This window comes from Dyadobacter sp. BE31, from assembly GCF_031457695.1.
GTDB lineage: Bacteria > Bacteroidota > Bacteroidia > Cytophagales > Spirosomataceae > Dyadobacter.
This window is the reverse complement of sequence record NZ_JAVDXA010000001.1, coordinates 856,102-876,857: the sequence shown is the minus strand read 5'-3', so window position 1 is coordinate 876,857 and position 20,756 is coordinate 856,102. Positions and strand designations below refer to the sequence as shown.

The following is a 20,756-nucleotide window of genomic DNA, read 5'->3' as shown; positions in this document are numbered from 1 at the left end:
ACAAATTCTTATGACAGATACACGACTATACCTCACGCTATTGGAACTGTCTGACGAAAACAAAAAGGCAGTTCTGAAATTTATTGAATCACTTCCCAAGGAGCCAAGGCCACCGCAAAGACGCGTAGCTGGTCTGGCCAAAGGCATGATTGAAATGAAGGAAGGGTTTGATGACCCGATCGATTTTACCAGGCTTTAACATGGATTTACTATTGGATACGCATGCTGTCGTTTGGTATATTACTGAGGACAGTAGACTTCCTATGTTCTTACGTAGGCAGATAGAAGATTCAACCAATAATTGCTATGTTAGTATAGCGTCTCTTTGGGAGATGGGGATCAAACATGCCATCGGAAAGCTTGCACTTCATGAAGAGCTCAGTGTTGTACTGGAAGCCATCGAACGGAGTGGGATTAAATCTTTGCTAATAGGGACCGACCACATACTGTCGGCGAGTAGATTACCGCTACACCATAATGACCCATTTGACAGAATGATCATTTCTCAATGTCAGGCTGGTCAACTCATCATGGTTTCTTGCGACAAGCAGTTTCAGCATTACGACATACCCCTGGTTTGGAACCGTTCACATAACTGCTGAAAAATTTTCCCCCAAAATTTTTAGGGACATACCCGGCTGAGTTGTCAGAATTACAAAACAACCAGCCATGAAAAAATTTATCTTGACCTTAATGGCCGGGGCCATGAGCGCCCTGGCCTTTGCCCAGCCTGCCCAGACGGTCAAAGGACGCGTCGTTGATACGGAATCGCAGCAACCGGTGATCGGGGCGAATGTGATCGTGACTTCTGTGACGCCCATTATCGGTGGGGTGACCGATACCGAAGGGAATTTCCGCATCGAGAAAGTACCGGTCGGCCGGCATTCATTTAAAATTACCAGCATGGGTTACGACGATGCATTTGTTCAGGAAATCAATGTAGGCTCCGGAAAGGAAGTTGAATTGAATATCAAACTCGCGGAATCGTTCCGTGCTCTGAATGAAGTGGTTGTGAAAGCACAGAAGGAGAATGGAGCGCCTTTGAACGACATGGTAAGCGTGAGCGGCCGGTCATTTACCGTGGATCAGACGAAGCGTTTTGCAGCCTCGGTGAACGACCCGGCGCGGATGGCGATGTCGTTTGCCGGCGTGGCTGCGACTGACGACGGTAGTAATCAGCTGATTATCCGCGGAAATAGCCCGAAAGGAATGCTGTGGCGCATGGAAGGCGTCGAAATTCCCAATCCGAACCACTTCGCGCAGGAAGGAGCCAGCGGCGGGGGCATCAGCGCATTAAGTGCCAACGTGCTCGGCAACTCCGACTTTCTGACGGGAGCTTTCCCGGCTGAATACGGTAATGCAACATCCGGTGTTTTTGACCTCAAACTCAGAAAAGGGAACAATGAAAAACGCGAATACGCAATGCAGGCCGGTATTCTCGGGCTCGATTTCGCTGCCGAAGGCCCCATTGGCGCGAAGGGCGGCGCTTCTTATCTGGCCAATTACCGCTATTCTACTCTTTCCGTTCTTAACAAGATCGGCGTTAACCTTAACGGCGATGCTTCGATTGATTTTCAGGACGGCGCTTTTAAAGTATATATTCCTTACGACGACAAGGTGGTGGTGAGCGTGTGGGGGCTAGGGGGCATGAGCACCTCCAAAGTCGACGACGAGGACATGAAGGAGACTTTTAAATCGAATCGCGGGATGGTGGGTGTGAATTACCTGCGCTATATCAACAGCAAATCCTACATGGAAAATATCGTTTCCTACTCCGCTACAAGCCAGACAGGGGATTTTTACGACAAAAATATCGACGCCACCTACCAGCAGAAATTTGTAAACCAGGCACTTAGGCTCTCCTCTTTATATAATTACAAACTCAATGCACGTAACACGGTGCGGCTCGGTGTGATCATCAATCACCTGGATTTTAACCTGTATGACAAGGACAATGAAGACGGCCCGTATGAAATCAATGTGGACCGAAAAGGGAATACCCAGCTGTTTCAGGCCTATGCGCAATGGAAGTCGCGTTTAACGCCTACCGTTACATTGAATGCAGGCTTACAAGGCATGTTGCTGGGGCTCAACAACCGCTATTCGATCGAGCCTCGCGTAGGAGTGAGGTGGGCGGTCGCGCCGCGCTCGGCCGTGAGTTTCGGGGCGGGGTTGCATAGCAAGACGGAGTCGATTTCAACTTATTTCGCCCAGGTGAAGGTGTCTGAAGATAAGACGGATTTGCTGAATAAGAACCTTAAACTCACCAAATCGGCGCATTTGGTGGCGGGTTACGAGTTCAGGCCGTTGGCGAGCTGGCGGGTGCTTGCGGAAACGTACTACCAGCATCATTATAACATCCCGATCGGCCCTGCGAATACAACCACGCCCTATTTGCTCCATAACTCGCAGTTGAACGAGATCAGCGGTTTCGTGAGCGATTCGCTAACGAGCGACGGTAAGGGACGCAGCTACGGTTTGGAACTGACGGTCGAGAAATCGCTGACCGCCGGCATTTACCTGATGAGCACGACGTCACTGTACCAATCCAAATACACCGGCCGCGATGGTATTGAACGGGATAGCCGCTTCAATGGCAAATATGTACAGAACCTCCTCGCAGGCAAGGAATGGCGGGTCGGAAAGAACAAAACCAATATTTTCGCAGCGAATATCAAACTACTGGCCGCGGGTGGTAATCGTACCACGCCGATTGACCTGGAAAAATCACGGGAGAAAGGCCGCACAGAACGGGATTGGTCGCGGAGCTATTCGGAACAATTGCCTGCCTATTTCCGCACCGACCTGCGGGTGAGCTATACCAAAAACAAAAAACGCACGACGTCCACGATCTCGCTCGACATTCAGAATGTAACCAACCGGTTGAATGCGTTCGATCGCTATTATAACAAGAAGGAGGACCGGGTGAAGCTGATTACACAGACAGGTATGCTGCCGATCCTGAACTATCGCCTCGAATTTTAATGCTGGGGCGGTGGGGACGCCTGGTGGTTGCGACCGCCGATTGCATTTTTGCTACGGTAGTGGTCAAGTATGGTCAGTTGTTGTCATGCTTGGTCAAGTATTGTATTTCAATGACTATTCCTGACTACACATGACAACTTGGACTATGGTCGGTGGTCAGTGCTCGGAAACCCTCCGCTTTATCAGCCTGTCCTTGGAACGGTTGTTTTACAGACCTGGGTTCAAACCAAAATTTCAACAGATCTAAAAACAATTGTTATGGAGAAGGATTTTGAAGATAATCAGGCTATTAAGAAACTGAAATCGCTTGCGGAGGACATCCGGTTCTGCATGTACACGACCATCGAAGACGGTAAAATCGTGTCGCGCCCGATGACGACGCTCGATATCGACGCGGAAGGGAATGTGTGGTTCTTTACAAGCCGCCACACAGAGCTGGTGAGCGATGCGCGGCGTGGGGATACCGTGACGTTGATTTACTCAGATCCTAAAAATAATACTTACCTGAGTGTATCCGGCACGGCGTCGATCGTGGAAAGTGAGCACCGCAAGGAGGAACTGTGGAATCTGATGTCGAAAGCCTGGTTTCCGGGTGGGAAAGATGATCCGGACCTAGCGGTGCTGAGGGTTACTACGCAAGAAGCCGCCTATTGGGATAGTACTTCTTCCAAAATGGTCGTATTCTTCTCGATGCTGAAAGCAGTGATAACCGGCACCACGCCCGACGGCGGCGATCATGGGAAATTGAATCTGGTGTAGATGTATATATTGAATGCAAAAGAGGCGGTCGGGATTCCCGATCGCCTCTCTGTTTTTATAAAAGGCAAAAGCCTCTACTCTACACTTGCTTCCTCGTTCACATAGGCCTCTGCCAGTTCGGTGAGCTTATGGTCGGTTTCACCTTCCTGGTCAAGCGTTTGTTGCAATAGATCTGCGACGTCGCTGTGGCCGAGCGTGCGCGCGATGTTGCGCAGTGTGCCGTATGAAGCGATTTCGTAATGCTCCACTTTCTGAGCGGCCATAATGAGCCCGCAGTCGCGTACCATGGTACCTTTGTCGGTGCTTTCGAGGATTTCGTTAGCCTCTTCGATGAGCCCTTCCATGGCTGCGCATTTTTTGGCCTGCGCCTTTTCGCCGATCATTTCGAATACCTGCTCTACCACTTTAGCGTGCTCTTCGGTTTCGGTGGTATGTTGTTCGAAAGCCGCTTTCAGTTCCTCTGAAGTCGCGTTTTTCGACATTTTTGTTAATGCTTTTGCAAGGTTTTTTTCTGCCCAGTAAATGTCTTTAAGGCCATCTACAAACAGTTCTTTTAGTTTTGCACTGTCCGTTTCGGTGATTTGCTTGCTCGCTGTTTTGCCTTTTGTCGCTTTCATGATTACTAAGTTTTAATGGTCGTGGTATTGTTGAGATTCGTGGCAATCGCCATCGATTTGTCGCATCGTTTTTAAAAATCCATACCAAAACGAAAATCGCGTTTGTCCGGAAATTTTGGATGGTGCTTGAAGAGATTCCTACACATATACGTGTGGCGCGGGCACAAAAGCGGCAGGAATGCTTTTTGAAATAGTCGGGCATCAATCAATCGACACCATGAAAAAACGGAAGCCATTTAAATCAGTCATCATCGTTCTTCTGCTCGTCGGCGTCGCGTTCGCTGTTTGGTATTTTTTCAAAAAGAGCAAGCCCGATGCCGTTACCGGCCTTAAACCGCACGTGGAAATGAGTATCGCGCGCATCAGCGACGTTACCGACAGCACCATTAAAATGGAACTCAAAACGCTCGTCAATAACCCGCTGCCGGTGGGTATGCATTTAAAAAATATCAATTATGTGGTGAAAATGAATGGCAGTACGATCGTCGAGGACCATTATAACAAGCCGCTTGAAGTGAAGGCCGCCGACAGCTCGCTGCTCACATTACCCGCCAAAGTGAAAATCCGCAACCTGCGCGTGGAAGGCGACGAAGAAGCTGCGAAAGGCAACGACAGTGCCGATTACCATTTCAAAACGATCCTGCATTTTGAAAAATCATTTTTGGGAAAAGACTCCCTCGTTCTCGAAATGGACAAGCGATTGCCGCTCTACCGGCTGCCGATGATTAAAATGGCGGGTTATGATTTCAAAAAGCTCGGTTTGAAAGAGTCGGATATTGTGGTAAAAGTTGAGGTTACCAACCTGAACCCGTTCTCGCTGGAATTCCAGAATCCGAAATATGCCATGGATTTAGGCAAGCAAAAACGCTTCGCGGAAGGTGCTGTAACGGGCATTACGAAGGTGAAAGCGAAAAGCAAGGATATTTATGAAATCCCGCTTGAAGTAAGTTTAGGTAAAGTAATAAAGGCAGGAGCGCAGATAATCGGGAAAGGGAAAGAGTTGCCTTTCACATTCTATTTCAAAAGTAAAATCAAATCCGAAAGCGAGGTGCTGAATAATAGCGATATGAACCTGGTAATGGATGGCGAGTTGAAGGATGTGGAGGCGTTTCAACGGAACCTGGAAAGGAAGGAGTGAGGTTTTGACGGTCGACCGCCGACCGCCGACGATGGGGCCTGTCGGCCCGACCATAGACCGCCGACCATGTGGTTTTTGGAAAAGAGGCTACCTGTCAAATAATAGCTAACGTCCATGACACATGGTCCATGGTCCATGGTCTATGGTCCGCGGTCGGCCGTCAGCGGTCGGCCGCCGACCGTCAAACTACTCCCTCCCAAACCAGATCGTCATTTCATTCGCGCCGCGGTTGGCCCAGGCGTAATAGGGGATTAGCGTGATGTTTTGTTCTTTGGATTTCAGCACGTTAATACCGCCCAGCATTTCCTTCTGGTAAGTCGGGGTGAATTCCTGTGTTCCGGATATTTTGATCGCCAGCGCTTTTCCTCCATTATCATGTCCTTCCGCGCAGTAGAGCACCGGCCCGCGCTCGATTGCAACTTTTCCCTGGTTGGATTTCAGTTTTTCATTGGCAATTACCTTACGCACGGGCATATCCAGTATGAGTTCGATAACGTCGCCTTTTTTCCAGGTCCGATTTAACTTCAAATAGCCGTTCTCAATAGCAGTTTCCGCTTTTTTGCCATTAATAGTGAGGCTTACAGGTTTGGCGAGCTTGTCTTCATAACTATATAAATCGCCCGGGATGGCCTGCCCGTTGGCCCAACCGGGAATGCGAATGTGCAGCGGGAATGCCCCGCTTTTCTCAGGATCGACTTGAATGCGGATGTTGCCTTGCCAGGGATATTGCGTCTGTTGCGTGACCTGAATCTGCGTGTTGGGCAGTGCAATATTTGCTTTTGTGTCACCAAATAGGTTGATCACTAATGCATTACCCTGCGTAGCGTACATGTACGCAGGCATGGAAGGCAGGAAGCGCGAGACATTGGTAGGGCAGCACGCGGTACCGAACCACTCGTGCCGCACCGCGCCGGAGCCTTTGTTGAAATCGTTTTTGCCGTCGGACGACATTGGATTTACGTAAAAGAAAGTATTGCCTTTCACACCAATGCCGCCCAGGAAACCATTGTAGAGCACTCGCTCAAAAACATCCATATATTTGGCCTCACCGGTGAGCAGGTACATTTTGTGGTTCCAAAGCATATTGGCGATGGCGGCACAGGTTTCGGCGTAGGCGTTGTCGTTGGGTAAAATGTAGGGCTTATCGAAGGCTTCGCCGTCTTCCCGGGCGCCCATTCCGCCGGTAATGTATTGTTTTTTGTAAGTGGCGTCATTCCAGATCGCGTTCACGGCCGTTTCATCTTTGGGATCGGGGCGGAGGGTGAGCAGATCGGCTACGCCTGTGTACAGGTACTGTGCGCGCACGGCGTGCCCGACCGCCTCGCGTTGGCGCACGAAGGGTACCTGGTCCTGGAAATAGGCGGGGCCGAGCTTGTGCTCGTCGAGGAAGAGCGTGCGCTTGTCGGAGCGGCCGCGCATGTCGATGAAGAATTTCGAAAGATCGAGGTATTCCTTTTTGCCGGTGACACGGTAAAGGCGGATCAATGCGAGCTCGGTTTCCTCATGTCCCGGTACTACCACCATTTGCCCGGGTTTAGGCCCAATGGTTTTGACCAAATGGTCTGCATTCTTGATGGCTACATTCAGCAAAGTCTTTTTGCCCGTCGCTTCGTAATGCGCCACGGCGGCTTCGTACAAATGCCCGACATTGTACAACTCGTGGCTCCCATTCTCGAATGAATAGCGATAAGGTCCGGCAATCCAGTCGTAAGAGCCGGTAGTGTCCTTGTTAATGGTGCGGATTGTGTACAGGTAACCGTCGGGTTCCTGCGCGGCGGCGAAAAGTGTGATCAGCGAGTCGAGATAATGGTCCAGTTTAGGATCGTATTGATTTTGAAGTACATAAGAAGCGCCTTCTACGACTTTAAACACATCGGAATCATCGAATCTTGCCCCTTGGAATACCCCTTTTTTCAATCCGCCAGCTACCGCGAAGTTATCGAACCGGCCGCTTTCTTCGCATTGGTGCAATGCATGAGGAACGGTTACAGCCCGCGCCAATTCCACGCGATCGTGCCAGAAGCCTTGCGTTGTTTTAACGTTTTTAAGCGGCACCGGCTTGATCCCGCCGGTTTGGGCAAATGCGAAATGAGAGAAAAAAGTAAGGATAAATATGGAAAGTGATTTCGTCATCGGAAGTACAAAATTGGAACGCAGTTGAGCTTTGTATAGAAATTAAACCCAAAAAACATGCCAAAATTGTCCTTCCGCGCGGTTTGAAACGGATTATAAACCGTATTTCTCCATCCTCCGGTAAAGCGCTGCGCGGCTGAGTCCCAGCTCACGGGCGGCGTCGGTGATGTTTCCGTTGAAGCGTTTCAATGCTTTGATGATCATCGTTTTTTCCATGTCTTCGAGGTCGAAACCAGTGGCAGTGGCAGGCTGCCCGGCCGAACTTTTGAGGAAAAGATCATCAGGCTGCAAGGTTTTTTCCTGCGAAAGGATCACCGCACGCTCCACGGCATGTTGCAACTCACGGATGTTACCCGGCCAGTTGTACTGCTGCATTTTCTTCACCAATGCATTGCTGATGTCGTTGACGGGGCGGTTATACTTTTTGGCGTATTGTTTGAGATAATAGTCCGCCAGCGCACTGATATCCTCGGGCCTGTCGCGCAAGGGCGGCAGTTCGAGTTCGATGGTGTTGATCCGGTAGAGCAAATCCTGGCGGAAGGTTTTCTCCGTCACCATCTTTTCGATATTCATATTGGTCGCGCAAATGAGGCGCACGTCGAGTGCAATGGGCTTGTTCGAGCCAACGCGGGTTACTTTGCGTTCCTGGATGACGGTGAGCAGCTTGGCTTGCAATGGTAATGTGAGGTTACCGATCTCGTCGAGGAAAATCGTACCGCCTTTGGCTTCTTCGAAACGGCCGGCCCGGTCTTCTTTCGCATCCGTGAATGCGCCCTTCACGTGCCCGAACAGCTCACTTTCGAAAAGTGTTTCGCTGATCGCACCCAGGTCGACGGCCACGAATGGCTTGTCGGCCCGTTTGGAATGCTGGTGGACGTGTTTGGCGAGCTGCGTTTTACCCGTTCCGTTTTCGCCGAGGATGATCACATTGGCATCGGTCGACGCCACACGCTCCGCCGTAACCAGCACCTGCCGCATGCTATCGCTGGTGGCCACAATCGTGTCGGTTGTGGCTTTATTGTTCTTCTTATTATCGTCTTTGCTTTTTTCTTCTGCTACCGGCACTACTTTATCCTTGCCGCCTTCCAGCGCTGTGCTGATTGTCGCCAGGAGCTTATCGTTTTCCCAGGGTTTCAACACAAAATCAATCGCACCGGATTTGATCGCACGGATCGCCATTTCAATGTCGCCGTAAGCGGTGATCATGATCACTTTCGCGGCGGGGTTGATGTCGAGGATGCGGTCGAGCCAATGGAAACCTTCGCGTCCGCTGTTCACGTCGCGGGTGAAGTTCATGTCGAGCAGGATCAGGTTATAATCTCCGTTGGTAACGAGGAATGGCAGTTTTTGGGGATTCTTCTCAATGTCGACCGCTTTGGCGTGCCGTTTCAGTAAAAGTTTGGCGGCGCTAAGGACATCAACGTCGTCGTCGATAATCAGGATTTTGGCTTCTGATAGTAGCATGGCTGTTATTTCTTGTGGTGCGCAGGGCGGGTTAACACTGCCGGATAGGGACTTAACGGAATTGTTTGTCAAGATAAGGACGCAATTTGAAATATTATTTCCTAACAAGCTAAAATGTCGCTATTTTACCTTAAAAAGGCAGCTTGAAAGGCTTGTCCGCGCCCGAACAAATTTGTCCGATAACGAACAATATTAACCAAGTTCTGAATTTAAATTATATTGATTTTCAATGCATTAGATAGCGTAGCCTTCTTTGGCATAGTGATTGGATTAGTAAAGCCAAATACAAAAGCGAACTCAATCACTAGCATATAATGGAAGTTAAGACACCTAACTCGACAAGCACCAGTAACGGATTTTCCGGAGGATCAACAATGGACCGAGTAAAACCCAAGAAATTCTGGAATACCAAACGTATCAGCATCATCGGCGGTAGCGTACTACTGGCAGCGTTCCTGATTTACCAATTCATTTTTGCCGACAAGAGAAGCAAGCTGAATGTAGAGCAGGACAAGCTGACGATATCGACGGTCCAGAAAGGTAAATTCGACGAGTTTATCGTCGTGACCGGGGTTGTTCAACCCCTTAAAACCATCCAGCTTGATGCGATCGTAGGTGGTTATGTAACAGAAAAACTCATTGAAGGCGGTAATATGGTGAAACAGGGCGACGTACTGCTTCGCCTCGAGAACCAGAACCTGAAACTGAGCTTCCTTCAATCGGAAACAGAAGCAAGCCGATTGGTAAACGATCTTCAAAATACGCGTCAGAATTTGAAAGTGGCACGTTTTACACTCCAAAAGACATTAAGCGATCTCGATTTCCAGCTCGACCAGGCGAAAGACGCACATGAGCGTAACGTGAAGCTTTATAAAGACAAAGTGATTCCCGAGGCCGATTACCTGAAAACGAAACGGGATTACGAAAAACTGGTAAGACAGCGCGAAATCGAGATCGAATCGCAGAAATACCAGGAAGAAAACGCCAAAATGCAGATTACGCAATTGGAAGGTACCTTGGCGAGCACACAGAAAAACGTAAGCCTGTGGCGCCAGACGCTAGACAACCTCGTGGTGAAAGCACCGGTATCGGGTCTGTTGTCGTCCATGAACATTGAAGTTGGTTCTAACATCAGTCAGGGTCAGAATATCGGTCAGATCGACGATTTGAATGGTTTCAAAATGCGTGTCAGCGTGGATGAGCACTATTTGTCGCGGATTTTTGTCGGGCTGACGGGCTCTATGGAGTTCAACGGAAAAGACTACGGTTTGAAGATTATCAAAATATACCCGGAGATCCTGAGCGGGCGTTTCGAAGTAGATATGAAGTTCGACAACGGCGCACCGGAAATGGTGAAAAGAGGACAATCGGCACCGATCCGCTTGCAACTTGGCCAGCCTTCGCAGGCAACATTGCTGCCGGTAGGTGGTTTCTTCTCCGAAACAGGCGGAAACTGGGTGTATGTGGTGGCAGATGGTGGCAAGCGCGCCGCGAAACGCAAGATCACATTAGGCCGCAAAAATCCTGAATATTTCGAAGTTCTTGAAGGCTTGCAGCCCGGTGAGAAGGTGATTACCAGCTCGTATGAGAACTTTGGAGATAATGAAGTGTTAGAATTTTAGTTAGGGAGGAATGGGAGGATGGAGGAAGGGGAGGAACGGTGAGTGAATGGTAGGTGAGGTTAGAAGTTTGTTTCTCTTGTTTTGATCAGGTTTTGGATCATCGCAGATAAGAGGCGGCTCTTAGAGATTAGTTCTGTTCCTTTTTCCTCGGTTATCAAGCCCGTTCCTATGGCGATGTAAATTTGGCTTCTTAGTTCACCCGAAGATCCTTTTGCAATTCTTAAGAAACGTATAAACTCTTTATTTGAATGACGCTCGAAACCCTCAGCAATGTTAGACGGAACCGACACGGCAGCGCGGCACATCTGATCTTTGAGACTAAAATCGCGGCAGGCGCCAAGCGTTTGATAAACATGGATGGATAAGTTGATCCCATCCTGCCAAACCTTTAAATCTTCGAATTTTTCAACTTTTGACATAACTAGTAGGATTGATGAAAGATAAGGGCAATAATAACCATTTTCCCCTTCCTCCTTCCTCCCTTTCCTCCAAGCCTTTAAAACAAATGATCAAGATTAACAACATGCACAAGGTGTTTTCTACGGAAGAAGTAGAGACAACTGCCCTCAACGGCATCGACCTGGAAATTAAGGATGGCGAGTTTGTAGCCATCATGGGCCCTTCCGGTTGCGGGAAATCGACCTTGCTGAACATTCTGGGATTGCTCGATAATCCAAGCGAAGGTTCCTACGAGTTTTACGGCACGGAGGTCGCCAAAATGTCGGAACGCCAGCGTGCGCAGATCCGCAAGGGTAACATCGGTTTCGTGTTCCAGAGCTTTAACCTGATCGACGAGCTGACGGTTTATGAAAACGTGGAGCTGCCGTTGCTATATCTTAAAACCCCTCCGGCAGAACGCAAGGAGAAAGTAGAGGCGGCACTCACCCGTATGAACATGATGCACCGTCGCAACCACTTCCCCCAGCAGTTATCGGGTGGTCAGCAGCAGCGTACCGCCATTGCCCGCGCCGTAGTTGCGACCCCCAAGACAATCCTGGCCGATGAGCCGACAGGTAACCTCGACTCTAAGAATGGTGAAGAGGTAATGAACCTGCTAAGTCAGCTGAATGCCGCCGGAACCACGATCCTGATGGTTACGCACTCGCCTTACGATGCCGGTTTCGCACACCGTGTCGTGAACCTGTTCGACGGTAAGATCGTGACAGAGAAAATACATGTTTAGAATTCCTCCGGCTATTGACGACTAGCGCGGCTTTATAGCAGGAACATTTGATGCGGGGGCGAGCGCCTCCTGGAATGCAGTGTGGGGCTCCCGCGTGGTGCCAAAGCTAGTTTGAACAATATGCCAAATCTAACCATGAGAAAAATCCTAACCATCCTGTTGGCCGGCGTGAGTACGCTGGCCATTGCCCAGAAAAAGGCTTACCTGAGCAGAAGCATTGATGACGACGGCAAAAAGCTATCGATTAAAGTGTCCGGAACGCTGGACGGCAAAGAAGTTGATATCGACAAAACGTTTGATGTGGAAGGCATGAGCCAGGAGGACCGTGAGGCGCTGCGCGACAAGGTGTTGTCTTCGATAGCCGAGGGAAATCTGGAATTGCCTGCGCCAAAAGGCGTTTGCAAGGAATCGGTGGCCGTGGCGGCGCGTCAGCGCAAACCCAAGCCGCTTGTACCGCCGGTTGCTCCCGCCGCAGAGGCATCAGCAGATGAGCCTGAGACGATGGCATTCTCTTCCAATGAGGTAAATGCCGAAATGGTGTCTTCGGGGAAAGGATTTATCAAAGAACCTGCTTCGAAGTATCCGAAAGACTTCTCCAAACACGTGCGCTACAATTCCGAAACCGGTGAGATGTTTATCAAGTACCGGTTCATGAAGGATGGCGACGAGTATATCTACGAAAAGACTGTGAATGCCGCCGAGAAATCGGAGAAAGAACGGCAGCGGATCATTCAAAATTTTGAAAGTGAAATGGGCCTGCCGGGAAACGGCATGGAAATGTAAAAGCTTGAAATAATGCTGAAAAACTATCTGAAAATTGCCTGGCGGAATCTGCGTAAACACAAGTTTTACACGTTTCTGAACATATTCGGTTTGTCGCTTGGGCTGGCAAGTTGCCTGCTCATTACGCTTTATGTGGTGGACGAGTTGAGTTACGACAGCACATTCGCGAACGCGGACCGTATTTACCGGATCAATGCAGATATCCGTTTCGGCGGTGCCGACATGGCGCTCGCGGTAGCGCCCGATCCCCTGGCATTTACATTAAAAAAGGATTACCCGCAGATAGAGCAGGTGGTACGCCTGCGCGAAAACGGCAGCCAGCTTGTGCGTCGTGCCGATGCGACCGATAATCTGAAAGAAGACCATGTATACTACGCCGATTCGACATTCTTCAAGGTATTCTCGGTTCCCATGTTGCAAGGCGACCCGAATACCGCATTGCGCAATCCGCAGACGGTAGTGATCTCGGAAACGGATGCCCGGAAATACTTCGGAGATGCCAACCCGATGGGCAAGGCGTTGGTGGTGGATAATAACGCAACGTATACGGTTACCGGTGTCATGCGCGACATTCCTGCGCAGTCGCACATGCGAGACGTGAATATGCTGCTTTCTATGAGCTCGACCGAGGAAAGCAGACAAAATGCCTGGGGCAGTCATAATTTCAATACCTACATCCTTTTTCGTGAGGGCGTCGACGCGAAGCAGTTTGAAGCGAATTTTGAAACTGTTTTGCAGAAATATACTTCTAAATGGATCAAGAGTTTTCTGGGATCGACGCTGGATGAAGTCCGGAAAACGGGCAATTACCTCGTTTATACACTAATACCGCTTAGGAATATTCATTTGCATTCGGACCGTACGGCTGAGATTAATGCCAATGGCAATATCCAGTACGTGTACATTTTTGGAGTGGTAGCTATTTTCCTGCTTTCCATCGCCTGCGTCAACTTCATGAACCTCGCCACGGCGCGTTCAGCAAATCGGGCGAAGGAGGTAGGAGTGCGCAAAGCATTGGGGTCGGAACGCTCATCACTGGTGAGCCAGTTCCTGACCGAGTCGGTGATGCTGAGCTTCCTGTCGCTGGTACTCGCGATCCTGATCGCTTATCTCGCATTGCCGTTGTTCAACAATCTGGCAAGCAAGCAAATCCAGTTCCCCATCACGAATGTATGGTTTTGGTCGGTACTGCTGCTGACGGGCGGCATTGTCGGCGTGTTGGCCGGAAGTTATCCGGCATTTTTCCTGTCGGCATTTCAGCCATTAAAAGTCCTGAAAAATACGATCGAGCTGGAAGGCAGAGGAAGTGGTTACCTACGCAATGCATTGGTGGTATTCCAATTTGTGATTTCGGTGATGCTGATCGTCGGCACGGGTGTCATTTACCGGCAGCTCAACTACATTCAAACCAAGAAACTGGGCTTTAATAAGGATCAGATGCTGATTGTGAACGACGCATATGCGTTGGACAACCAAGTGAAAGCATTCAAAGAGCAGGTTTTGCAGCTTCCGAACGTCGAAAGCGCAACAGTTACCAGCTTCCTACCTACACCTTCTTCGCGTACCGACCATACTTTTTTCCCGGTTGGGGAAATGCAGCAGGATAAAGGCATTAATATGCAGAAATGGGCCGTGGATTATGATTTTGTGAAAACGATGGAGCTTCAAATGGCAAGTGGGCGTGCTTTCGAAGAAGCGTTCCCGTCCGACTCCACGGGAATCGTCATCAACGAGGCGGCGGCGAAAGTGCTGGGCTACGCGGACCCCATTGGCAAGAAGATATTCGGTTATGAAGACGCGGCACTAACGAAACGCGTCGACTATACGATCATCGGCGTGGTGAAAAACTTCCACTTCGAATCATTGCGGAGAAACATTGGTGCATTGAGTTTGATTCTCTATAAAAGTTCGGGTTCGGTGGTATTTCGCATGAAGGGCGGCGACGCACCCCGCACTGTGGAGCAAGTAGAGGCGCTCTGGAAGAAAATGGCGCCCGGTCAGCCTTTCAACTACAAGTTTATGGACCAGGATTTCGACAATGTCTATCGCAGCGAACAGCGGGTAGGGGAGATATTTATCACCTTTGCCACGATATCCATCATTATTGGTTGCCTCGGACTATTCGGTCTGTCAGCATTCACGGCCGAGCGCCGCACGAAAGAAATTGGCGTCCGTAAAGTACTCGGCGCGAGTGTGGTCAACATCGTGGCCCTGCTATCCAAAGAATTTATAAAGCTGATCGTGATAGCCATTCTGATCGGCAGTCCGATCGCCTGGTTTGGTATGAACCACTGGCTAAGCGATTTCGCCTACCACGTTGATCTGGCCTGGTGGATGTTCGCCGCAGCTGGCTTGCTGGCCATTGTGATCGCATTGCTTACGGTCAGTTTCCAAAGCATCAAAGCCGCACTGATGAACCCGGTGAAGTCGTTGAAGTCGGAATGAGTTATTGAAATTCGAGGTAGGGGTTGATGATTGTTAACTGATTTTCAACAATCATGTAATGTTGAAAATCTTCTGAATAAAGGATATTACATCCGGCCTGCAATGCTGATGCAACGATGATGCTATCAAAAACTTGGAAGTCATAGGTGACTACGAGTTCGCGTGCTTTGACAATGAGCTGATGGTCCATGCCGATCACAGTACAACCTTCGGTAAGTGTCAGACAATGATCGATGAGATGTAATTTAGGCGCTCGGAGCAACCGGTTTAGTACATTGATATATTCGGAAAGTACCTGACTCGATAGAATTGGGAAATTCCGAACTATGCTGTGAGAGACCTCGCATTTAAACGTCGGTGTGGCCTCATGGAGATAAACAAGGATATTAGTATCAACAGCTATTTTATCAGTCGTAATTGTTTGCTTCATTCCTATCGAACTTCCAGTTAGTAAGGTCTACTTTCAATTTGGATAGGGAATCGTTGAGTTTTTGCATTCTGGTGTCAATATCAGTCGGATTTGTGGGGCTAACTTCAACAGCGGTTACCTCGATTTGCTTTCCTACCATCTCCTTTGGCAGGTTCAGCATGTATGAGTCGGTTGTCGGGACGATAATTTTTCTGACTGGTTCCATAGCATTAGCTTTTACAGACAATCAAATATATCCAATAACATATTGCACATCCTATTTATTCCATCACCAATGAACAAACGGTATGTTTAAAAATTATCTGAAAATCGCCTGGCGGAATTTGTTGAAAAACAAGATGTTCAGTTCGATTAACATCCTCGGGCTGGCGCTGGGGATGGCTTGCAGTTTGCTGATCATGTTGTGGGTGCAGGACGAAGTGAAAATGGACCGCTTCCATGAGCATGATGCGCGGCTTTACTCGGTCATGGAAAATCAGCATTATTCAGGGGAGATCAACACTTTCGCGGCTACGCCTGGGATTCTGGCGGAGAATATCGTGAAAGACATTCCGGAGATTGAAAAAGCCAGTCAGGTACTCTGGGAGCAATCACCGGTTTTGAAAGTGGGTAATGTGTACGACAACGAAAAGGGCCGTTACGTACAGGGAGATTTCCTGACGATGTTCTCATTTAAACTGAAACAAGGCGATGCCCGCACAGCATTGAAGCGTCCCGATGGTATTGTAATTTCCCAAAAGCTGGCCGACAAGTATTTCAAGGGGCAGGACCCGATCGGAAAGGCCATGCGCGTGGATAATAAGGACGATGTAGTGGTTACCGGCGTGCTGGAAGAGATCCCACGCTATTCGTCTATGAAATTCGATTTCATGATGAGCTACGACCGGTGGCAGAAAGGCGCACCGTGGTCGAAGGAATGGGGCAACAATGGCCCGCGCTGTGCGGTATTGCTGGCCAAAAATGCGGATATCGACAAGGTCAATGCGAAAATCAAGGATTATGTCAAGACCAAAAACAAGGACAGCAACGTCGACCTTTTCCTGATCAATTACGGGAAGTCATACCTCTATTCAAACTGGGAAGCAGGCAAGCAGAACGGCGGGCGCATCGACTACGTGCGGATGTTTACCGTCGTGGCGATATTTATCCTGATTATCGCCTGCATCAATTTCATGAACCTCGCTACCGCGCGCTCGGTGAAACGCGCGAAAGAAGTTGGTTTGCGGAAGGTGGTAGGCGCTTATAAAACGAGTCTGATCGGGCAGTTTATGGGCGAATCCATCCTCATTACGCTGCTTGCACTGGTGGTTGCGATAGCCATTGTGCTGGCATTGCTGCCGGGCTTCAATTCGCTGACTGAAAAGCAGCTTTCCCTCGATTTTCTGGATCCGGCTTTCCTGCTCTTGCTGTTGGCGCTGACGTTAATAACGGGCCTGGTCGCCGGCAGTTATCCTGCATTGTTTATGTCGTCGCTGAACCCGGTTACGATTTTGAAAGGCGCATTGAAGTTCAAGCCTAATGCTACTTATTTCCGGCAGGGACTGGTCGTGTTTCAGTTCGGATTGTCGATCCTGCTGATCCTCTCGATGATCGTCATCTACCGGCAGATTGATTTTATACAGCATAAAAACCTCGGTTTTAGTCAGGAAAACCTGCTTTACATTCCTGATATTGAAAATACGATGAGTACCAACTTCGATGCATTCAAGCAGGCACTCGAAGCGGAGCGGGGCATCAAGTCGGTGGCGCGGTCGCAGGCGAACCCGCTTGCATACGGGAGCTCTACCATGGGCGTATCCTGGCCCGGGAAGGACACCACTAAGCAGCTGCTTTTCAACGTAAACCCGGTTGGTTTTGATTTCATTGAAACAATGGGGATCAAGCTCCTGGACGGGCGCGATTTCAGCCCTGCATTCGGGACGGATACTTCCAATTACCTGGTAAATGAAGCTGCCGCGAAGAAAATCGGTTATAAAGATCCGGTGGGTAAGGAACTGACGATGTGGGGCAAAAAAGGCAAGATTATCGGCTTGATGAAAGATTTCCACATTGGCTCTCTGCACGTGGCGATCGAACCTTTGATCATTAACCTTCAACCCAAAAAAGAAGCCTGGGGCGTAGGTATGGTGCGCGCGGAAGCGGGCAAGACGAAGCAAGCCCTCGAAAGCCTGGAAAGGGTTTTCCGGCGGTATAACTCCGGTATGCCTTTCAAATACCATTTTGCAGACGAGGAATTTGGAAATCTGTATAAAGCCGAAATGGTCGTCGGCAAGCTCTCCAACTACTTTGCATTCCTGGCCATTTTTATATCATGCCTGGGCTTGTTCGGTCTGGCCGCATTTACTGCGGAGCAGCGAACGAAGGAAATCGGAGTTCGGAAAGTGCTGGGCGCCAGTGTTTCGAACTTGGTAGGAATGCTCTCGGCCGACTTTCTGAAACTGGTGGGCATTGCGGCGGTGATCGCATTCCCTGTCGCCTGGTACTTCCTGACGGGCTGGCTTGAAAAGTACGCCTTCCGCATTGAAATGGAATGGTGGTATTTTGCCGTCGCAGGTGTGGCCGCATTGATGATCGCGCTGTTTACTGTCAGCTTCCAGGCGATTAAAGCAGCGCTGATGAACCCGGTGAAGTCGTTGAAATCTGAATGATGGAGGAAAGGGAGCAAGGAGGAAAGGGAAGGATGTAATCTTCCTTATAATTTTTCTTTCTCCCACTTTCTCCTTCCTTCCTACTCCCTTTCCTCCCTTTACTCCCTACAATTAAGCCATGCTAAAAAATTACTTCAAAATCGCCATCCGAAATCTCACGAGGAACAAGGTTTTCTCGGTGATCAACATCGCCGGCCTGTCGCTGGGGCTAACCTGCTGCATGCTCATTGTGCTGTACACGAAAGACGAAGTGAGTTTTGATCGCTTTCAGGCGAACAAGGACCAGTTGTACCGTGTGATGGTTACGAGCAAGGACGAGCATGAAACCCGCACATTCGGAAGTACCAATGCCATTCACGGGCCTACTTTCAAGCAGGATATTCCCGATGTAAAGGAGATCATCCGGGCGCAGACCAATTCTTTTGTGATTAAAAAGGGTAATGAGGTATTGAAGGAGGACGTGCTGTTTGCCGACGCTCCATTCTTCTCGGTTTTTTCGATGCCGCTGCTTTCCGGAGATCCCAAAAAGGTGCTGTCGGATATTCATTCTATCGTTTTGAGCGAAGACCTGGCTGAAAAGTATTTTGGGACAAAAAATGCGGTGGGGCAGACGATGCAGCTGAAAGTCGGGGATGAATTTGAGCCCTTTGTCGTGTCCGGCGTGGCGAAGCGTTGTCCGGAGAACTCATCGATCCAGTTTGATGCCGTGCTGCCTTTTGCATATCAGGAAGCAAAGGGCTGGACCGACAGCGAATGGATGGGTTTTTACATGAATACATTTGTATTGCTACATGAAAAGGCTGATTATCATGCAGTAGTGCGTAAAATGAATCAGGTCTCCAAGAGCAAAATCACCGCGGAGGCTGGTCAGGGTAGGGATATCAGGAATCAGGTTACCTTCGATCTGATGCCCTTCCTGGATATGCATTTGCAGAGCAATAACGGCGACCTGCGCAACGGCCTCGATCACGGCAGCAGCCCCATTTATTCTTATATCTTGTCGGGGATTGCGATTTTTATCCTGCTGATCGCCTGCATCAATTTTGTGAACCTCACCGTGGCACGTTCGCTCAACCGCGCGAAGGAGATCGGGGTACGGAAAGTGGTGGGCGGGTTACGGAAACAGTTGGTATATCAGTTTCTGGGCGAATCGTTTTTGCTCTCCTTTCTGGCATTTGCGCTGGCTATTGTACTCACGCAATTCGTGTTGCCCGTTTTCAATGAACTGGCCAACAAGCAGCTTGCGCTTTCGTATTTGCTGGATAGCGGGCTTGTATCGGGTTACGTGGCATTGTTTTTCATAACCGGCCTGGTTGCGGGCATGTATCCTGCATTGGTACTCTCCGGTTTCAGTCCGGTGCAGACGCTTTACAACCGCACCAAGCTGACACAGAAAAATTACCTGACCAAAGGGCTCGTCGTTTTTCAATTTGCATTATCGGTGTGCCTCGTTATCGGTACTATCGTGATTTATTCTCAATTCAAATACCTGACCAACAAGGACCTGGGTTACAACGACGAAAATCTGGTGAGTTTCAGCCTGGGCCGCGGCGGGCCGGGTAAGGAAGTTATGGAGGTTGTTCAGAATGAGTTGAAAGGCACCTCGGGCATTGCGTCGGTGGCGGCGTTTAATGGAAATTATAATGGAACAATTGCGAAAATAGACAACCGCGAGATCGGATTCGGCTACATTGGTGTGAGCGACGATTTCCTGAGCACATTGCAGATTCCCGTACTGAAAGGCCGGAATTTCTCCAAAAGCTTTTCTACCGATCCGGAGGAAGCGATTGTGGTCAATGAGGCATTTGTGAAGCGCGCGGGGCTTAAAAATCCGATCGGGCAGGAGGTGAACTTCGAATGGAAGAACAAGAAGATGAAGATTATCGGCGTGATCCGCGATTACCATTATGCATCGTTGAAAGACACCATCGCGCCATTGGTATTGACCCAGGATCCGAACTATCGCATTGGTACCATTATTGCGAAATTGGATAGTAAGGATACCCCGGCGACGATCAAAGCGATTGAGAAAATTTTCAGAAGCCATATCAAGAACCTGCCTTTCGAATACAAATTTGAAGACGAGGCAAACCTTAAACGCTACGAATCCGAGGCTAAATGGAAGCAGATGATCACTTTCGCGGCTGTGTTGTCGATTTTCGTTTCCTGTATCGGCCTGTTCGGGCTGGCGACTTTCAATGCCGAGACACGCGTGAAAGAAATCGGCATCCGTAAGGTACTGGGCGCGTCGGTAGCGAGCATTACGGCGCTGCTTTCAATGGATTTTGTGAAGCTCGTCGTCATTTCCATCGTCATCGCACTCCCGATTTCGTACTACGGAGCCAATTTGTGGTTGCAGGATTTTCCTTACCGCATCCCGATGTCGTGGACCTATTTCGCCTGGGCGGCGGTGCTGGCGGTCGCCATTGCCGTTCTGACGGTAAGTTACCAGAGCATCCGGGCGGCTATGCTGAATCCGGTGAAGTCACTTAGAACGGAGTAAGGGAGTAAGGGAAAAGATGGAGGAAGGGATGGATTTTTCCTTTTCT

17 protein-coding genes are annotated in these 20,756 nt (G+C 49.3%); 11 read left to right on the top strand and 6 right to left on the bottom strand.

What is annotated here, in order from left to right:
* The first annotated feature begins 10 nt into the window (after positions 1-10).
* From J2Y43_RS03665 to J2Y43_RS03655, 4 genes are all read left to right on the top strand, one after another.
* On the top strand, positions 11-199 hold the full coding sequence (locus J2Y43_RS03665) for a DUF2281 domain-containing protein (protein ID WP_309981210.1): 189 nt from the start codon (positions 11-13) through the stop codon (positions 197-199).
* Positions 171-602: a type II toxin-antitoxin system VapC family toxin gene (locus J2Y43_RS33525; protein ID WP_409021403.1), complete on the top strand. Its 432-nt coding sequence runs from the start codon at positions 171-173 to the stop codon at positions 600-602. The genes J2Y43_RS03665 and J2Y43_RS33525 overlap by 29 nt, the downstream gene beginning before the upstream one ends.
* A gap of 67 nt (positions 603-669) precedes the next feature.
* On the top strand, positions 670-2,985 hold the full coding sequence (locus J2Y43_RS03660; protein ID WP_309981211.1) for a TonB-dependent receptor: 2,316 nt from the start codon (positions 670-672) through the stop codon (positions 2,983-2,985).
* 258 nt (positions 2,986-3,243) lie between these two features.
* Complete coding sequence (locus J2Y43_RS03655) at positions 3,244-3,744, top strand: pyridoxamine 5'-phosphate oxidase family protein (protein WP_309981212.1); 501 nt, start codon at positions 3,244-3,246, stop codon at positions 3,742-3,744.
* Between the two features lie 74 nt (positions 3,745-3,818).
* Here J2Y43_RS03655 and J2Y43_RS03650 read toward each other — a convergent pair whose 3' ends face one another.
* On the bottom strand, positions 3,819-4,361 hold the full coding sequence (locus J2Y43_RS03650) for a ferritin-like domain-containing protein (protein ID WP_309981213.1): 543 nt from the start codon (positions 4,359-4,361) through the stop codon (positions 3,819-3,821).
* A gap of 217 nt (positions 4,362-4,578) precedes the next feature.
* Here J2Y43_RS03650 and J2Y43_RS03645 point away from each other — a divergent pair, with 217 nt between their 5' ends.
* Complete coding sequence (locus J2Y43_RS03645; RefSeq protein WP_309981214.1) at positions 4,579-5,499, top strand: LEA type 2 family protein; 921 nt, start codon at positions 4,579-4,581, stop codon at positions 5,497-5,499.
* A 186-nt stretch (positions 5,500-5,685) separates the two neighbouring features.
* Here J2Y43_RS03645 and J2Y43_RS03640 read toward each other — a convergent pair whose 3' ends face one another.
* Together J2Y43_RS03640 and J2Y43_RS03635 are read right to left on the bottom strand one after the other, a co-directional pair.
* Complete coding sequence (locus tag J2Y43_RS03640; protein WP_309981215.1) at positions 5,686-7,632, bottom strand: beta-L-arabinofuranosidase domain-containing protein; 1,947 nt, start codon at positions 7,630-7,632, stop codon at positions 5,686-5,688.
* Positions 7,633-7,725: 93 nt separating this feature from the next.
* Positions 7,726-9,096 (bottom strand): sigma-54 dependent transcriptional regulator, encoded by a 1,371-nt coding sequence (locus J2Y43_RS03635; RefSeq protein WP_309981216.1) that lies wholly within the window; start codon positions 9,094-9,096, stop codon positions 7,726-7,728.
* A gap of 374 nt (positions 9,097-9,470) precedes the next feature.
* Between J2Y43_RS03635 and J2Y43_RS03630 the strand changes: the two genes are divergently transcribed.
* Entirely contained in the window at positions 9,471-10,718 is a 1,248-nt protein-coding gene (locus tag J2Y43_RS03630; protein WP_309981217.1) for an efflux RND transporter periplasmic adaptor subunit, read from the top strand.
* A 59-nt stretch (positions 10,719-10,777) separates the two neighbouring features.
* Here the strand turns inward: J2Y43_RS03630 and J2Y43_RS03625 are convergent, their stop codons facing one another.
* Positions 10,778-11,137, bottom strand: a complete 360-nt coding sequence (locus J2Y43_RS03625) for a four helix bundle protein (protein ID WP_309981218.1) — start codon at positions 11,135-11,137, stop codon at positions 10,778-10,780.
* A gap of 86 nt (positions 11,138-11,223) precedes the next feature.
* On the opposite strand from J2Y43_RS03625, the gene J2Y43_RS03620 reads away from it, so the two are divergent.
* The 3 genes from J2Y43_RS03620 (at position 11,224) to J2Y43_RS03610 (ending at position 15,129) form a co-directional block, all read left to right on the top strand.
* Positions 11,224-11,901, top strand: coding sequence for an ABC transporter ATP-binding protein (locus tag J2Y43_RS03620; protein ID WP_015814280.1), 678 nt, complete (start codon positions 11,224-11,226; stop codon positions 11,899-11,901).
* A gap of 135 nt (positions 11,902-12,036) precedes the next feature.
* The gene (locus J2Y43_RS03615) at positions 12,037-12,684 is read left to right on the top strand and encodes a hypothetical protein (protein WP_309981219.1); all 648 of its coding nucleotides are present in this window, start codon (positions 12,037-12,039) and stop codon (positions 12,682-12,684) included.
* 12 nt (positions 12,685-12,696) lie between these two features.
* Positions 12,697-15,129: an ABC transporter permease gene (locus tag J2Y43_RS03610; protein WP_309981220.1), complete on the top strand. Its 2,433-nt coding sequence runs from the start codon at positions 12,697-12,699 to the stop codon at positions 15,127-15,129.
* A 1-nt stretch (position 15,130) separates the two neighbouring features.
* On the opposite strand, the gene J2Y43_RS03605 is transcribed toward J2Y43_RS03610, so the two are convergent.
* Both J2Y43_RS03605 and J2Y43_RS03600 read right to left on the bottom strand, forming a co-directional pair.
* On the bottom strand, positions 15,131-15,559 hold the full coding sequence (locus J2Y43_RS03605) for a PIN domain-containing protein (protein WP_309981221.1): 429 nt from the start codon (positions 15,557-15,559) through the stop codon (positions 15,131-15,133).
* The gene (locus J2Y43_RS03600) at positions 15,537-15,764 is read right to left on the bottom strand and encodes a hypothetical protein (protein WP_309981222.1); all 228 of its coding nucleotides are present in this window, start codon (positions 15,762-15,764) and stop codon (positions 15,537-15,539) included. The genes J2Y43_RS03605 and J2Y43_RS03600 overlap by 23 nt, the downstream gene beginning before the upstream one ends.
* A gap of 82 nt (positions 15,765-15,846) precedes the next feature.
* On the opposite strand from J2Y43_RS03600, the gene J2Y43_RS03595 reads away from it, so the two are divergent.
* Both J2Y43_RS03595 and J2Y43_RS03590 read left to right on the top strand, forming a co-directional pair.
* Positions 15,847-18,207, top strand: coding sequence for an ABC transporter permease (locus J2Y43_RS03595; protein WP_309981223.1), 2,361 nt, complete (start codon positions 15,847-15,849; stop codon positions 18,205-18,207).
* 118 nt (positions 18,208-18,325) lie between these two features.
* Positions 18,326-20,710: an ABC transporter permease gene (locus tag J2Y43_RS03590; protein WP_309981224.1), complete on the top strand. Its 2,385-nt coding sequence runs from the start codon at positions 18,326-18,328 to the stop codon at positions 20,708-20,710.
* The last annotated feature ends 46 nt before the right edge of the window (positions 20,711-20,756 follow it).